Here is a 14,519-nt window from a genome sequence, read left to right on the forward strand (position 1 = left end):
CGCGCGCCCGCTTCCTTGCCCTGCCCCGAGCCGGTGCGTAGCATCGGAGGTGTTCCTCACCCTGGACCGGAGTCACGGATGGCGAAGCTGCTCGCGATGATCCTCGCCGGCGGAGAGGGGCGCCGGCTGGACCCGCTCACGCGCGATCGCGCGAAGCCGGCGGTGCCGTTCGGCGGCCGCTACCGGATCGTGGACTTCGTCCTGTCGAACATGGCGAACTCCGGCATCCTCAAGATGAAGGTGGTGGTGCAGTACAAGTCGGAGTCGCTCAACACGCACGTGCAGCGCGCCTGGCGCCTCACCTCGCTGCTCAACCAGTACGTGGAGCTGGTGCCGGCGCAGATGCGGGTCGGCCCGAAGTGGTTCGAGGGCTCGGCCGACGCCATCTACCAGAACCTGAACATCATCACCGACGAGGAGCCCGACTTCACGTTCGTGTTCGGCGCCGACCACGTCTACCGCATGGACGCCCGGCAGATGCTGGAGTTCCACCTCGACCGCAAGGCCGAGCTGACCGTGGCGGCGGTGCCCATCCCGGTCCAGGAGGCGAGCGAGTTCGGCATCATCGAGGTGGACGCCGACGGCCGGATGATCGGCTTCGTGGAGAAGCCGCAGTCGGCCCCCAAGACCATCCCCGGCGACCCGACCCGCTGCCTCGCCTCGATGGGCAACTACCTGTTCTCCACCGACGCGCTGGTGCAGGAGATCGTGCGCGACGCGGGCGACCCGTCGAGCGCGCACGACTTCGGCAAGTCCATCGTCGCCTCGATGTACCAGCGCAAGCGCGTGTACGTGTACGACTTCGCGCGGAACGTGGTGCCGGGGCAGACCGAGCGCGAGCGCGGCTACTGGCGCGACGTGGGCTCCATCGACGCCTACTTCCAGGCGAACATGGACCTGGTGGCGGTGGACCCGGTGTTCTCGCTCTACAACGACGAGTGGCCCATCTTCACGGTCCAGTACAACTACCCGCCGGCCAAGTTCGTGTTCAACAACGAGCACGACCACCGCGTCGGGCGCGCCACCGACTCGCTGGTGTCGGAGGGCTGCATCATCTCCGGCTCCCACGTGCACCACTCCATCCTGTCACCCAAGGTGCGGGTGAACAGCTACGCCACGGTGGACGAGTCGATCGTGTTCGAGAACGTGAACATCGGCCGCCACTGCCGGATCCGCCGCGCCATCATCGACAAGCACGTGGACATCCCCGCCCACACCACCATCGGCTACGACCACGAGAAGGACCGCAAGCACTTCCACGTGACCGAGAGCGGGATCGTGATCATCCCGAAGGGCATGCGGATCGAGGCGGGGCGGTAGCGCCCCTCGGCTCCGGCCGCCTGCGGCGACCTGCGCTCGGGGGGAGCGGGGGCTCGGCTACCGGCGCGCCAGCCGCTCGGCCTTGTTGAACGCGATCTGGAGATCGACCGGCTTCTCCATCACGTCCCAGGCGCCGAGCTGCAGCATGAGCTCGCGGAGGTTCTGGTCGGAGCCGTGCGCGCTGATCACGAGGACGGGGATGCCCTGGGTCCGCGGGTCGGACTTCAGGCGGCGGAGCGCGTCGCGCCCGTCCACCTTCGGCATGGCCACGTCGAGGAGGATGAGGTCGGGCCCCTGGTCGGCCGCCGCGCTGAACGCCTCGGCGCCGTCGTGCGCGACGAGGACGGTGTGCCCGCGGCTCTGCGCGTACGCGGTGTAGAGCCGGGCCACGGCGGGATCGTCCTCGGCGACCAGGATGCGCAGCGGGGAGGGTTCGGGGGCCATCCGGGGGGAGGATACCTCCGCCGCCGGCCGGCGCAACGACCGCCCCGTCGTGCCTCGTGCGGGCGGGGGCATGTCCGGCAGGTTGGCCACCGGCGGGCCGTGACGGGCGGACGGTCGCGGCATATAACGCGAGGCGCCATGATCGCGAGCCCGCTCCTCGTCGCAGCGCTCCTCACCGCAGCGCCCGCGGCCGCCGCCCCGCCGCCCGGCGACGCGCCCGAGATCCCGTACACCATGTTCACGCTGGGGAACGGCCTCACCGTGATCCTGCACGAGGATCACACCGCCCCCCTCGTCGGCGTCCACGTCCAGTACGACGTGGGCTCGAAGGACGAGCGCCCCGGCCGCACCGGCTTCGCGCACCTGTTCGAGCACCTCATGTTCCAGGGCAGCGCGCACCTGCCCAAGGGCGAGGCCGACCGGCTGGTGGACGCGGCCGGCGGCGAGGCGAACGGCGGGACCAGCCCGGACAGCACCGTGTACTGGGAGCAGGTGCCCTCCGGCGCGCTCGAGCAGATGCTGTTCATCGAGGCCGACCGGATGGGCTGGATGTTCCCCACGCTCACGCAGGAGAAGCTCGACAACCAGCGCGACGTGGTGCGGAACGAGCGGCGGCAGTCCTACGAGATGCAGCCGTACGGCCTCGTGTTCGAGAAGCTCCTCGCGAACCTGTGGGACCCCGAGTTCCCCTACCACTGGCAGACCATCGGCACGCACGAGGACCTGGAGGCCGCCACCCTCGCCGACGTGAAGCAGTTCTTCGAGCGCTGGTACGGGCCGGAGAACGCGGTGCTCGCCATCGCCGGCGACATCGACCCGGCGCGGACGCGCGCGCTGGTGGAGAAGTGGTTCGGGCCCATCCCCGGCAAGGCCCGGCCGGCGCACCAGGCGCCGGCGCCGAAGCCGCTCGGGGCGGAGCAGCGCGTCTCGATGGACGACCGCGTGCAGCTCCCCCGGCTGTACCTCGCCTGGCAGACGCCGCGCGTGTTCGCGCCGGGCGACGCGGCGCTGGACGTGCTCTCGAGCGTGCTCTCCGACGGCAAGAGCGCGCGCCTGGTGAAGCGGCTGGTGATGGACGAGCAGATCGCGCAGGGCGTCTCGGCCGGGCAGATGAGCCAGGCGCTCGCGAGCATGTACCTCGTGGTCGCGACGCCGAAGCCGGGCATCCCGCTGGAGCGGCTGGAGCGCGAGATCGACGAGGAGCTGGCGCGCATCGCGCGCGAGCCGCCCTCGGCCGAGGAGGTGCAGCGCGCCAAGAACAAGATCGAGGCCGGCGCGGTGTTCGGCCTCGAGCCGGTGGGCGGCTTCGGCGGGCGCGCCGCCTCGCTGGCCGGCTACTACGTGCGGACCGGCGATCCGGGGTACCTGGCGAAGGACCTGGCCCGCTACCGCGCGGTGACGCCCGCCGACGTCTCCGAGGCCGCCCGCCGCTTCCTGCGCAAGGACGCGCGCGTGGTCCTCACCGTCCACCCCAGGCCGGCGGCCGCCGGCGCCGCCGCCGGGAGCGCCCGATGACCCGCAGCCTCCGCCTCCTCGCCGTCCTCCTCGCCGCCGCGCTCGGCTGCGCCGGTTCCCGGCCGGCCCCGGCGCCGGCGGCGCCCGCCGCGGCGCCGCAGCCGCAGGCCGCCGCCGCGCCCGCCGGCGCGGATCGCACGCAGGTCCCGGCCGCGGGCGAGGCGCCCGAGCTGCACCTGCCTCGCCAGCAGCACTTCGCGCTCGCGAACGGCCTGCGGGTGCGCCTCGTCGAGCACCGGCGCCTGCCCATCGTGGCGCTCAACCTGGTGGTGCGCGCCGGCGCGGTGAACGACCCCGCGGGCCTCCCCGGCCTGGCCAGCTTCACCGCCAGCATGCTCACCGAGGGCGGCACCCGCACCCGCACCGCCACCCGGCTCTCCGACGAGGTCGGCTTCCTGGGCGCCTCGCTCGGCGCCGGCGCCGGCCAGGACGCGGCCTCGCTCTCCGGCTCCTCGCTCTCGCGCCACCTGCCGAAGCTGCTCGACCTGTTCGCCGACGTGGCCATGAACCCGGCCTTCCGGGCGAAGGACTTCGCGCGCGTGCAGGACCAGCGCAAGGTGACGCTGCTCCAGCAGCGCGACCAGCCGGCCACGATCGCGGGCAAGGCGTTCCTGAAGGCCTACTGGGGCGAGGGTCACCCCTACGGCCACTACGTGCTCGGCGACGAGGCGTCGGTGGCGGCCACGCGCCCGGCCGACCTGGCCGCGTTCCACGCGCGCTTCTGGCGGCCCGCCAACGCCGAGCTGGTGGTGGTGGGCGACGTCTCGGAGGGCGAGCTGCGCCCGCTCCTCGAGCGGACGCTGGGGAAGTGGCCGGCCGGCACCGCCGCCGCCGCGCCCCGGGCCCCCGCGCCCGCGGCGCCGCACGTCACGCTCCTGCTCGACAAGCCGGACGCGCCGCAGACCCTCGTGATGCTGGGCATGCCCGGGCTGGCGCGCGCGTCGCCGGACTACGTCGCGGCCACGGTGGCGTTCCAGGTGCTGGGCGGCGGGATGTCCTCGCGGCTGTTCCGGACGCTCCGCGAGGAGAAGGGCTACACCTACGGCATGGGCGCCGGCGCCGACGCGCGCCGCCTCGGCGGCGTCAGCATCGTGCACGGCAACGTGAAGGCGGAGGTGACCGGCGCCGCGCTGGGCGACCTGCTCGGCGAGATCCGCAAGCTGCGCGAGCAGCCGGTCGGCGACGCGGAGCTGGCCGACGCGCGGAACGCGCTCGTCCGCTCGCTGCCGGCCGACTTCGCCACCGTGGGCGGCATCGCCGGGCGCGTGGCCGAGCTGGTGATCCACGGCCTCCCCGACGACTACTGGAACGGCTACGCCGACGCGGTCCGCCACGTCGCGCCGGCGGACGTGCAGCGCATCGCCGAGCGCTACCTCGACCCGGCGCGCGCCACGCTCGTGCTGGTGGGCACGCCGGCCGCGGTGCGGCCGCAGCTCGAGGGGCTCGCCATCGGCAAGGTCGAGGTCCGCCCGGTGCCCGGCGCCGCGCCGGTCCGCGCGCCGCCGCGGAGCCCGCGGGTGCGCACGCAGCGGCCGCGCGCCTCCTCGCCGGCGCCCTAGTCGCCCGCCTGTCGGCCCCCTCGGCTACACTCGGGCGCCCGGCGGTCCCCCCGACCGCCGGGCCCTGCCCATGGCCGATCTGCAGAACGAGTTCTCCTGGTCGAAGTCGCGCCACGAGAAGTTCGCCGAGTGCCGGCGCGCGTACTTCTACGCCTACTACGGGAGCTGGGGCGGCTGGGAGGCCGCGCACGGCACCCCGGTGCGCGAGCTCTACGTCCTGAAGAAGCTCTCCTCCCGCTGGCAGTGGGCGGGGTCGGTGGTGCACGGCGCGCTGAAGCAGATGCTCTCGGCGGCGCGGGTGAGCGGGACGTTCTGGCCGGCGGAGAAGCTGCTCGACCGCACCCGCCGCAAGGCGCGCGCGGAGTGGGCCTCGTCGCGCGACAAGTCGTACTGGCGCGAGGCCTCGCGCATCACCGGCCTGGTCGAGCACGAGTACGGCGAGCCGGTGTCGGACGCGGACTGGAAGCGGCTGTTCGACCAGGTGGTGGACGGCGGGCTGCGCGGCTTCTACGCGAGCGAGGCGTTCGAGGCGATCCGCGCCACGCCGCGCGACCGCTGGCTCTCGGTGGACGAGCTCGACGCCTGGGACTTCGAGGGCACGAAGATCTGGGTGGCGGTGGACTTCGCCTACCGCGACGCCGAGGGCCGGGTGCAGATCCTCGACTGGAAGACCGGCCGCGAGCGGACGGTGGACCACACCCAGCTCGGCATCTACTCGCTCTACGCGCAGCGGAAGTGGGGCGCCGCGCCGGACGCGGTGGTGGGCGGGCTCGTCTACCTGGCCGCGCCCGAGGACGGCGGCGCCGGGCGCGTGTCGGTGGCGGTGGACCCGGCCGCGCTCTCGGCCTGCCAGGACGCGATGCGCGGCTCGATCGCCTCGATGCGCGCGGCGCTCGCCGACCCGGCCCGGAACGTGGCGGTGGAGGACGCGTTCCCCCGGCCCGACGACCGGGTCGCCTGCCGCCGCTGCCCGTTCCGCCGTCCCTGCGGGCGGCTCTAGCCGCGCGCGACGGGCTTGCGCATCCAGCGGGCGGGCAGGGCGAGGCCGCCCGGGAGCGGCGCGCGCGCGGCGCGGCCGGGGCGGAAGCCGAGCCGGGCGTAGAAGCCGATCGCGGGCGCGGCCGCGAGCACGCGCAGCGACCGGACGCCGGCCTTCCCGGCTTGCCGCTCCACCGCGGCGACGAGCGCCGCGCCCACCCCGCGGCCCCCCGCGGAGGGCCGGACGAACACCGCGGTCAGCTCCGCCCCGCGCCAGGCGGCGTACCCGGCCAGCCGGCCGCCGCGCTCGGCCACGAGGTACCGCTCGCCGCCCGCGCTCATGGCCCACAGGTGATAGAGCGGCGGGAGCGAGGCCCAGGCCGCGCGCAGCGAGGGCGCCAGCGCGCCGGCGGCGACCCCGCGCACCGCGGCGCGCATCACCCGCGCGACCGCGGCGGCGTCGGCGCCCCGCGCCGCGCGGACCCGGAACGCGCCGGGGCGGCGGCCGCGCATCAGGGCTTCGCGTCCTTGTCGGCGAGCCCGTGGCGCGCGAGCTTCTCGTAGAAGGTGGACCGGTGCAGCCCGGACAGCTCGGCGGCGCGCGCCACCTGCCCGCCCGCCTCGCGGAGCACGTCCTCGAGGAAGCGCCGCTCCCAGGCGTCGCGGGCGCGCCGGTAGCGCCCCTCGTCGGCGCCGCCGGCCGCCTCGGCGGGCGGCGTGAGCTCCGGCGGCAGGTCGGCGAGCGTGATGGCGTCGCCGCGCGCGAGCAGGAGCCCGCGCTCGATCGCGTGCTCCAGCTCGCGGATGTTGCCGGGCCAGGGGTGGTCGAGCAGCGCCCGCATGGCCTCCGCGTCCGGCTGGAGCGGCGGGCGCGAGAGCCGCAGCGCGTGCTTCTGCACCAGGTGCTCGACGAGCAGCGGGATGTCCTCGCGCCGCTCCCGGAGCGGCGGCAGGCGGAGCGGCACCACCCGGAGCCGGAACCAGAGGTCCTCGCGGAACTTCCCCTCCTTCACGCGCCGCTGCAGGTCCTCGTTGGTGGCCGCCACCACCCGCACGTTCGCCTTGCGCGGCTTGCGGCTGCCGACCGGGATGAACTCGCCGTCCTGCAGCACGCGCAGCAGCTTCGGCTGGAGCGCCGGGGGCAGCAGGCCGAGCTCGTCCAGGAACAGCGTGCCGCCCTCCGCCTCGGCGAAGAACCCGGCCCGCGGCTGGTCGGCGCCGGTGAACGCGCCCTTCTCGTGGCCGAACAGCTCCGACTCGGCCAGGTTCTCCGGGATGGCGCTCATGTTGAGCGCCACGTACGGCCCCTGCGCGCGCGAGGAGAGCGCGTGGGCGGCGCGGGCGAGCAGGTCCTTGCCGGTGCCGGACTCGCCCTCGATGAGGATGGGCACGTCGGAGGGCGCGATGCGCTCCAGCATCGAGACCAGGTCCTTCATGGCCTGCGACTTGCCGACGATGCCGTGCACGCTGAACTGGCCGGCGAGCGCCGAGCGGAGCCGGGCGTTCTCCTTCTTGACCCGCGCGTGCTCCACCGCGCGCGCCACCACCAGCTCGAGCTCCTCCGGCTCGAACGGCTTCTTCAGGTAGTCGAACGCGCCCGCCTTCATCGCCTCCACCGCGGTCTCCACGGTGGCGAACGCGGTGACGAGGATGACCGGGATCTCCGGCACCTTCGCCTGGAAGCGGCGCAGCCCCTCGATGCCGTCGATGCCGGGCATGCGCAGGTCGGTGACGATGCAGTCGAAGTCGGCGCGCTCCACCGCCGGCACGGCGTCGGCGACCGAGGCGAAGTCGTAGACGTCGTAGGAGCGGGCCAGCGTGCGCTTCATCATCTGGCGCGCGCTGTCCAGGTCGTCGATGACCATCAGGCTCGGCTTCTTCGCGCTCGCCATGGCTACCCCGCGCCTCCCGCCGCGGCGTCCGCGGCGGCGCCGGCCTCGGCGGCCGGCAGGTGGACCCGGAAGGTGGCGCCGGCGCCGGGCACGCCGGCCACCTCCACCGTGCCGCCGTGCGCCTCGGCGGCCTGGCGCACGATGGCGAGGCCGAGGCCCGTCCCGGTCGCCTTGGTGGTGAAGAACGGCTCGAAGACGTGCGCGGCCGCCTCGGCGTCGATGCCCGGGCCGGTGTCCTGGAACTCGACCACCAGGCCGCCCGGCTCGCGCAGCGCCCGGACGGTGAGCTTCCCGCCGCCGCGGTCCTGCATGGCCTGCACCGCGTTGACGCCCAGGTTGAGGAACGCCTGGCGCAGCAGCTCCGCGTCGGCGAGCAGCTCGGGCAGGTCGGGCTGCACCTCCACCGCGCGCTCCACCTTCGCGTGTGCCGCGGCCGGGCCGAGCACCTCCACCGCCTCGCGCAGGATGGGCTCGACCGGCTGCACCAGCGGGTGGACCGTGCGCGCCCGCGCGAACACCAGGAAGCGCTCGATGAGCGCGGCGGCCCGGGTCACCTCGCGCCGGATCGCCTCCACGTCGGAGCGATGCGGAGAGTCGTCGGGCAGCTCGCGCGAGGTGACGGCGGCGTAGCCGCGGATGACGTTGAGCGAGTTGCCGAGCTCGTGCGCGAACCCGGCCGCGATGCCGCCCAGCGTGGCCAGGCGGTCGGCGCGCAGCACCTCGCGGGTCTTCTGCGCCACGCGCTCCTCCAGCTCGGCGATGAGCCGCTGGTTCTCGGCGCGCCGCTCGTCGAGCCGGGCGGACATGTGGTTGAAGGCCCGGACCAGGTCGACGAGCTCGCGGTCCTCCGGCTCCTCCAGCCGCACCCCGCGCTCCTCGGCGAGCGACTCGGCCGCGCTGGCGAGCGAGACGAGCGGCTGGGTCACCTGGCGGATGAAGATGGCGGCGAGCAGGTGCCCGAGCACGATCCAGAACGCCGCCACCGCGGCGGCGCCCCAGGCGAGGTCGCGGGCGGCGCCCACCACCTCCTCGTGCGTGAAGTCCACCCGCACCGCGCCCACCACCGCGCCGGCGCGCACGATGGGCGCGGACGCGACGATCCCCTCCGGCCGCACCAGGCGCGAGAGCGTCTGGAGCGGCCAGTCCGGCGCCTGGAACTCGCTCGGCGGCACGCCCTCGGGGCAGGGCTCGCCGGTCCGCGACACGCACGCCAGCACCTTGCCGGCGGAGTCCACGATCCAGGCGCGGTCGAGCGGGGCCGAGGAGACCAGCCGCTCGAGCAGCGCCGGCAGCGCCTCCGGGCCGCCCGGGTCGAGCCCGCCCTCGCGCACCCAGTGCGAGGCGCCGGTGGCGGTGGTGGAGGCGAGCGCCACGCCCTCGCGGAGCAGGAGCTCCTGGCCGCGCACCAGCTCGCGCCAGAGCGCCACCGCGGTCACGCCGGACATGGCGAAGATGATGACGCCGGCGATGAGCACGAACAGCTTCAGCCGCAGCGTCATCGCGCGCCCCCCTCCTCGGTCGGGAAGGTGGGCAGCGGGGCGCCCACGAACGCGTGGCAGGTGGTGCAGGCGGTGCCCTCGGCGTGGGCCTTGCCGGACGGGTGGCAGCGCAGGCAGTCGGCCTGCTCGGCGGTCCAGGTGTGCGGCTTGTGGCACTCGAGGCAGGTGCGGTGGCCCCGGTTCGCGTGCAGGCCGCCGCGCGCCATCGCGTCGGAGCCGTGGCACTCGGCGCACGCCGCCAGCGTCTGGCCCGCGGGCCGGTGCGGCCGGTGGCAGGCGCTGCAGCTCATCTCCATGGGCGCGCCGTGCGGCGCCCCGTGCTCGTTCATGGGCGCGTGGATGCCCTGGGCCGTGTGGCAGCGCATGCAGTCGCGGCGGGTGGGGCGCAGGCCCTGCTCGCTGCCCAGGAACTCGTGGCAGGCGAAGCAGTGCAGGGCGGCCATCTTCTCCACCCCCACCGCGTGCTTCGGGTGGCACTCCTCGCACTTCTTCGCCACCGGCTCGAAGCCGTGCATCGAGGCGGCGTGGCAGCGCACGCAGGCGATGCCGCGCTCCTGGTAGTGGATGCGGTGGCCGCGCGAGTTGCCCACCTGAGGCCAGCGCGGGTCATGGGAGAAGTGGCACTGGGCGCAGGCGCCCACCTCCACCTCGGCGTGCTTCCCCTTCGGCTTCTGGCCGGCGAGGAACGCGCGCAGCATGGCGAGGCCCTGCTCCGGGGTGGAGTGGTGGCAGCGCTGGCAGGAGACGCTCCGGTGCGTCCCGCCCATCCACAGCGCGAACTCGGGGCTGGCGCGGTGGCAGGTGGCGCACAGGCGCGGGTCCTCGTCCACGAACTCCTTGAAGCGGAGGAACCCCGCCACGAGCCCGACGAGCGCCAGCGCGGCGAGCCCTGCCAGGATCGTCTTCGCGTTCCTCGAGAGGCGCATGCGATCCCGCGATTCTAGCCCGTTCCGCCGTTTCCCGGAGCCTGGCGCCGGAAACGGAAGGGGCCGCACGGCATCCCGTGCGGCCCCCCCGTCAGCTCGAGCCGGCGAGCGGCCGGCTAGCCGTTCTGCTCGTCCTTGAGCCGGTCGTACTCCAGCGGATGCTCGTGCTTCATCGCCTCGATCGAGATGCGCCCGTTCAGCCAGGCCCAGTTCATCGGGAAGATCGAGGGCTTCAGGTGCACGTTGTAGAAGTGGACCGTGAAGAGGAACAGGATGGCGAGCGTCGCCTCCTCGCCGTGGATGATCTGCGCGGCGGTGATGAGCCAGCCCGGCGCCCAGCTCGCGAACCAGACCGGGAACCAGAAGATGAACCCGGTGCCGACCATCATCACGATGCCCCAGAACACGGCCCAGTAGTCGAACTTCTCCAGGTACATGTACCGGTCGAACTTCGGCCGCTCCTTCTTCACGCCCATCATGAAGAGGATGTTGTCGCGCATGTCGAGCGCGTCCTTCGGGACGGGGAGCATCGACAGCGGGAGCCGCTTCTTGGAGGCGAGGAACGTCAGGTAGAACAGGTGGTAGGCGGCCGAGATGATGATGAGGACCGCGCCCACCCGGTGCCAGGTGGCCGCGCCCTCGGCGCCGCCGAACACCTTCATGAACGCGCGCGAGTAGGTGGCCGCCTCCGCGTCGCCGGCGCCGCGCAGCGGCCAGCCGGTGATCCCGAGCAGGATGACGCCCGAGAGCATGAACCAGTGCTGGATGCGCTGGTGGAGGTCGAAGCGGATCACCGAGCGGACCGCGTCCGCGCTCGGGCCGTGGCCGGCCTTCTTCGCGAGCCGGCTGCGCAGCTCGTAGATGAAGTCCACCAGCACGTGGAACGCGAAGAACAGCAGCGTGAGCGTGGTGAGCCAGGAGAACGCCACGTGGACGATGTGCGGGATGACGCTCCCGCCGGTCTCGTGCAGCGGCTTGTGGGCCACCAGGCCGGCGAACGTGTCGGTCGCGCCGGCGTGGCAGCGCGCGCACGCCTGCTTCTTGTTCGCCGCGCTCACCGTCGAGGCCGGGTCGGTCTTCGCCAGGATCGCGTGCGTGCCGCCCGCGTCCTTCGCGGCCGCGTGGCAGCTCACGCACGTCGGCGCGGCCGCGTTGCCGACCCGCGTCAGGCGGCCGTGGATCGAGTCGTGGTAGGTGATCACCGCCTCGGGGTCGAGCCCGGCGGCCTCGGCGAACGCCTCGTTCCCGTGGCAGGCCTCGCAGCGCTTCGTCATCTCGCGGCGGTCGGCCGGCACCGGCACGCGCTTGCCGTCCTTCGGCGCGTACTCGGCGAGCTTCGCCGGGATGGCGTGCGGCGAGCCGTGGCAGGAGGCGCAGGTCGCGCCCGGCGCCTTCGTGTCCCCGGCGAGCCACTTGCCGTGGACCGACTTCGCGAACGCCTCGGCCTCGGTGGTGTGGCAGTTCTGGCAGGCGAGGTAGGCGCGCGGCGCGGTCACGCCGTGCTTCGCCTCGCCCTCGCCCCAGGCGCCCTTCGCCAGGCGCGCCACGGTCGCCTGCTCGGCGGCGGAGAGCGCGGGCAGCTCGCCCTCGTGCGGGCCCTCCTTGTAGCCGGCGTGGCAGTCGGTGCAGCCCACCTCGTTCTGGCCGTGGACCGAGCCGGGGAAGGCCTTGAAGTCGACCTCGGGCGCGCCGCCGCCCTTGTCGTGGCACATGAGGCAGGACTCGGCGTCGGCCGGCAGCGCCGGGGCGGGCTTCGCCTCCTCGGCGCGGGCAGCGGTCGAGAGGAGAAGCGCAATCGCAAGGAGGGTGGCTCGCATAGGCGTGGTCCGCGTGTGCAACCGATGTGCCCCGGTCCTGTGCCGGGTCGAAGACTCAACCAGCGGAAACGACTCTGGTTTGCGTGAGGTCAAGGGACGGAATGACGCAGGGTTTGCGCGGTGCGGGGGTGCGGCGGAACGGATCTGCGCGTTGGCGCGCGCGCCCGTCCGCACACGACGGGATTCCCCTGTGCAGGGGAACGAGGCGGGCCCGGCCTCGCGGCCGGGCCCCGGGTCCCCGCCCGCGGAAGATCAGCGGCTCGCCTGCTCCTCGGCGACCGGCCGGCGCCCGGCGATCGAGAGGATGGCGCCCACCGCCGCGCCCGCCGCCGCGCCGGCGACCGCGAACAGCGAGGCGACGCCCACCACGCCGAGGCCCATGCCGAAGACGATCAGGCCGCGGACGATCAGGGTGGGCTGCACCGGCGTGCCGACGATGCCGCCGGCGAGCAGCAGGCCGGCGTAGCCGCCATAGAGCAGCGCCGGGAGGAGCGCGACGGCGAGGAACAGCGCGAGGCCGATGCCGGCGCCGATGAGGGAGGGGAGCTTGTTCTGGGCCATGGCGTTCTCCTGGAGTCGCTGCGGGTTCGAGGTCTCGGGGCCGCCACCGTGGCGCGCCGCCGTCGCCTCTCCGCATTTGCAGGAGCGCGGCCAACCGCGCGCCACGCGATCTCGCGGGGTTGGCCGCGACCGTGTCGGGAAGTCCCGACCCGCTGCCGGGCCCGCGGGACGTGGACCGGCGCGGGCGGCGACGGGAGGGGATGGTTTCACGTGCTCTCAGGGCCGGCGGTCGGCGCGCAGCACCGGGTAGAGCCGGTAGGCCTCGTCGTGGGCCGGGTGGCGCCGCCAGAAGAAGTCGAGCCGCGCGGCCGGGTCCTTCGCGAACGCCGGATCGGCGAGCCGGCGCTCGAACTCCGCCTTCACCGCGGGATCCCGCGCCAGCAGCGCGCGCGCCCAGGGCTCGAGCACGTAGTCCTCGATGTACTCCTTCTTCTCGAACGCGGTGGCGAACGCGCCCCAGGCCACGAACGCGTCGGGCCCGGCCGGATCGAGCAGCATGGCGGCGAGCGGCGCGAGCGGCTGCGCCGAGGGGATCCACAGCCACCCGGCGGCGAGGTCGCGCGCCTCCGGCGCCCAGGCGCCGGTGAGCGCGGTCTGGTGCCGGCCCTCGAACGACTGCGCCTTCACCTCGACGGCGGTGGCGCGGAACGCCTCCACCTGGGCGGCGGCTCGGCGGGACGCCATCCGCTCGAAGGCGATGCCGTGCAGCCGGAGCTTCCCGGCCACCCACCCCGCGTGCGCGGCCGGGACGATCCAGCCGCCCATCGGGACGCGCGCCCGCGCGGTGACCACCCGCTCGTCCACCACCGGGACGTTCCACACCTCCGGCCGCGTCTCGTCGTAACGCGGGACCTTCTTCCCGAGCACCGGCGAGTCCTCGCGGACGTAGGCGTAGCCCTGGAACGCGAGCGGCCGCGTGCGCGATCCGGGCGCCCAGCCGAGCTCCACCTCCCGCCCCCGCGCCGCCGCGCCCTCGCGGTCCGCGCGGTCGGCGGCGGCGCGCCAGCGGCCGCCCCGCTCGGCGGCGAGGTCGAGCAGCGCGCGCACGAAGTGGGCGGTCGCCTTCACCCGGTGCGGATACGGCCGCCAGGAATGGGTCTCGAGCAGGATGCCGAAGCGGTTCCGCGCGGCCCAGTAGCCGTGGCCGAAGCGGATGGGCGCGGGGTAGGGGGCGAAGCCGGAGGCGGGATCGCCGTACTCGCGGAGCGACGGGTAGAAGTCGAGCGGCAGGTGGCCGGCCGCGGCGAGCCGCTCGACCAGCGCGGCCGAGAGCGCCGCGCCCTCCTCGCGCATGGCCGGCGAGTAGCCCTGGCGCGGCTCGACCATCACCGCGAGGTCGTGCTGGAACTGCGCGCCGTCGGTGACGTGGAGATCGCCGAGGGCGATGGGGTCCCAGGCGTCCATGAGCCGGAGCACCGCCTGCGTCTCCGGCGCCTGCGCCGCGACGTAGTCGCGGTTCAGGTTCAGGTTCTGCGCCGTCGTGCGCCAGCCGGAGGCCTCCGGCCCGCGCTGGTTGGGCCGGTGGTTCGGCCCGAAGCGCTCGTGCCCGTCCGCGTTCAGCACCGGCACGAACACCGCGGTGACCTTCGCGAGCGGGCCGCCGTCCCGCGAGGCGAGCAGCTCGCGGAGCACCAGGAACCCGGCGTCCTTCCCGTCGATCTCGGCGGCGTGGATGCCGCCCTGCAGGAGCACCACCGGACGCCGCGCCGCCCGCGCCGCGCGGGCGTCGAGCCCCCCGCCCGCGCTCGCCACGAGCGCCACCAGCGGCCGGCCCTCCGGCGTCTCGCCGAAGGTGAGGCAGCGGGCGCGCGCCGGGTACGCGGCGGCCAGCCCGCGGCAGAGCCGGACCGCCTCGTCGTAGCGGCCGGTCTCCCGGAAGCCGGTCCTCTCGGCGGTGGTGGTGAGGTCGGGGCCGGCGGAGAGCTGCAGCGCGAGGAGCGGGGCGAGGATGGGCGCGAGCATGGTGGGCGCAGATCCTAAGCGCCCCACCGGCCCGCGATCCACCTCG

Annotated in this window: 12 protein-coding genes; 4 read left to right on the forward strand and 8 right to left on the reverse strand. The window is 74.3% G+C overall.

Annotated elements, in window-relative coordinates; all coding sequences use genetic code 11:
- Positions 1-78 precede the first annotated feature (78 nt).
- The gene (glgC, locus tag ANAEK_RS00535) at positions 79-1,320 is read left to right on the forward strand and encodes a glucose-1-phosphate adenylyltransferase (protein WP_012524186.1); all 1,242 of its coding nucleotides are present in this window, start codon (positions 79-81) and stop codon (positions 1,318-1,320) included.
- 57 nt (positions 1,321-1,377) lie between these two features.
- On the opposite strand, the gene ANAEK_RS00540 is transcribed toward glgC, so the two are convergent.
- A complete protein-coding gene (locus ANAEK_RS00540) occupies positions 1,378-1,764 on the reverse strand; it encodes a response regulator transcription factor (protein WP_012524187.1) in 387 nt (128 codons plus the stop codon).
- 138 nt (positions 1,765-1,902) lie between these two features.
- On the opposite strand from ANAEK_RS00540, the gene ANAEK_RS00545 reads away from it, so the two are divergent.
- The 3 genes from ANAEK_RS00545 (at position 1,903) to ANAEK_RS00555 (ending at position 5,838) form a co-directional block, all read left to right on the forward strand.
- Entirely contained in the window at positions 1,903-3,279 is a 1,377-nt protein-coding gene (locus ANAEK_RS00545; RefSeq protein ID WP_012524188.1) for a pitrilysin family protein, read from the forward strand.
- Positions 3,276-4,838, forward strand: coding sequence for a pitrilysin family protein (locus ANAEK_RS00550; protein WP_012524189.1), 1,563 nt, complete (start codon positions 3,276-3,278; stop codon positions 4,836-4,838). Before ANAEK_RS00545 ends, ANAEK_RS00550 begins: the two co-directional genes overlap by 4 nt.
- A gap of 70 nt (positions 4,839-4,908) precedes the next feature.
- Positions 4,909-5,838, forward strand: coding sequence for a PD-(D/E)XK nuclease family protein (locus tag ANAEK_RS00555; RefSeq protein ID WP_012524190.1), 930 nt, complete (start codon positions 4,909-4,911; stop codon positions 5,836-5,838).
- On the opposite strand, the gene ANAEK_RS00560 is transcribed toward ANAEK_RS00555, so the two are convergent.
- The 7 genes from ANAEK_RS00560 to ANAEK_RS00590 all read right to left on the reverse strand — a co-directional run bounded on the left by ANAEK_RS00560 (position 5,835) and on the right by ANAEK_RS00590 (position 14,473).
- Positions 5,835-6,329: a GNAT family N-acetyltransferase gene (locus ANAEK_RS00560; protein ID WP_012524191.1), complete on the reverse strand. Its 495-nt coding sequence runs from the start codon at positions 6,327-6,329 to the stop codon at positions 5,835-5,837. The genes ANAEK_RS00555 and ANAEK_RS00560 overlap by 4 nt on opposite strands.
- Positions 6,329-7,708 carry a sigma-54 dependent transcriptional regulator gene (locus tag ANAEK_RS00565; RefSeq protein WP_012524192.1) on the reverse strand — a complete coding sequence of 460 codons (1,380 nt, stop codon included), beginning with the start codon at positions 7,706-7,708 and terminating at the stop codon, positions 6,329-6,331. Before ANAEK_RS00565 ends, ANAEK_RS00560 begins: the two co-directional genes overlap by 1 nt.
- A 2-nt stretch (positions 7,709-7,710) precedes the next feature.
- The gene (locus ANAEK_RS00570) at positions 7,711-9,207 is read right to left on the reverse strand and encodes an ATP-binding protein (RefSeq protein WP_012524193.1); all 1,497 of its coding nucleotides are present in this window, start codon (positions 9,205-9,207) and stop codon (positions 7,711-7,713) included.
- On the reverse strand, positions 9,204-10,133 hold the full coding sequence (locus ANAEK_RS00575) for a cytochrome c3 family protein (protein WP_012524194.1): 930 nt from the start codon (positions 10,131-10,133) through the stop codon (positions 9,204-9,206). The genes ANAEK_RS00570 and ANAEK_RS00575 overlap by 4 nt, the downstream gene beginning before the upstream one ends.
- A gap of 116 nt (positions 10,134-10,249) precedes the next feature.
- Complete coding sequence (locus ANAEK_RS00580) at positions 10,250-11,950, reverse strand: cytochrome b/b6 domain-containing protein (RefSeq protein ID WP_012524195.1); 1,701 nt, start codon at positions 11,948-11,950, stop codon at positions 10,250-10,252.
- A gap of 252 nt (positions 11,951-12,202) precedes the next feature.
- Positions 12,203-12,511, reverse strand: coding sequence for a hypothetical protein (locus ANAEK_RS00585; protein WP_012524196.1), 309 nt, complete (start codon positions 12,509-12,511; stop codon positions 12,203-12,205).
- Positions 12,512-12,727: 216 nt separating this feature from the next.
- The gene (locus tag ANAEK_RS00590) at positions 12,728-14,473 is read right to left on the reverse strand and encodes a M14 family zinc carboxypeptidase (RefSeq protein ID WP_012524197.1); all 1,746 of its coding nucleotides are present in this window, start codon (positions 14,471-14,473) and stop codon (positions 12,728-12,730) included.
- Positions 14,474-14,519: the final 46 nt, after the last annotated feature.

The sequence above is a fragment of the Anaeromyxobacter sp. K genome, from assembly GCF_000020805.1.
Taxonomy (GTDB): Bacteria; Myxococcota; Myxococcia; order Myxococcales; family Anaeromyxobacteraceae; genus Anaeromyxobacter; species Anaeromyxobacter dehalogenans.

Coding starts and splice junctions, on each gene's coding strand:
- glgC (WP_012524186.1), top strand. CDS start 79: ATGGCGAAGCTGCTCGCGATGATCCTCGCCGGCGGAGAGGGGCGCCGG.
- ANAEK_RS00540 (WP_012524187.1), bottom strand. CDS start 1,764: ATGGCCCCCGAACCCTCCCCGCTGCGCATCCTGGTCGCCGAGGACGAT.
- ANAEK_RS00585 (WP_012524196.1), bottom strand. CDS start 12,511: ATGGCCCAGAACAAGCTCCCCTCCCTCATCGGCGCCGGCATCGGCCTC.
- ANAEK_RS00575 (WP_012524194.1), bottom strand. CDS start 10,133: ATGCGCCTCTCGAGGAACGCGAAGACGATCCTGGCAGGGCTCGCCGCG.
- ANAEK_RS00545 (WP_012524188.1), top strand. CDS start 1,903: ATGATCGCGAGCCCGCTCCTCGTCGCAGCGCTCCTCACCGCAGCGCCC.
- ANAEK_RS00590 (WP_012524197.1), bottom strand. CDS start 14,473: ATGCTCGCGCCCATCCTCGCCCCGCTCCTCGCGCTGCAGCTCTCCGCC.
- ANAEK_RS00560 (WP_012524191.1), bottom strand. CDS start 6,329: ATGCGCGGCCGCCGCCCCGGCGCGTTCCGGGTCCGCGCGGCGCGGGGC.
- ANAEK_RS00570 (WP_012524193.1), bottom strand. CDS start 9,207: ATGACGCTGCGGCTGAAGCTGTTCGTGCTCATCGCCGGCGTCATCATC.
- ANAEK_RS00550 (WP_012524189.1), top strand. CDS start 3,276: ATGACCCGCAGCCTCCGCCTCCTCGCCGTCCTCCTCGCCGCCGCGCTC.
- ANAEK_RS00580 (WP_012524195.1), bottom strand. CDS start 11,950: ATGCGAGCCACCCTCCTTGCGATTGCGCTTCTCCTCTCGACCGCTGCC.
- ANAEK_RS00555 (WP_012524190.1), top strand. CDS start 4,909: ATGGCCGATCTGCAGAACGAGTTCTCCTGGTCGAAGTCGCGCCACGAG.
- ANAEK_RS00565 (WP_012524192.1), bottom strand. CDS start 7,708: ATGGCGAGCGCGAAGAAGCCGAGCCTGATGGTCATCGACGACCTGGAC.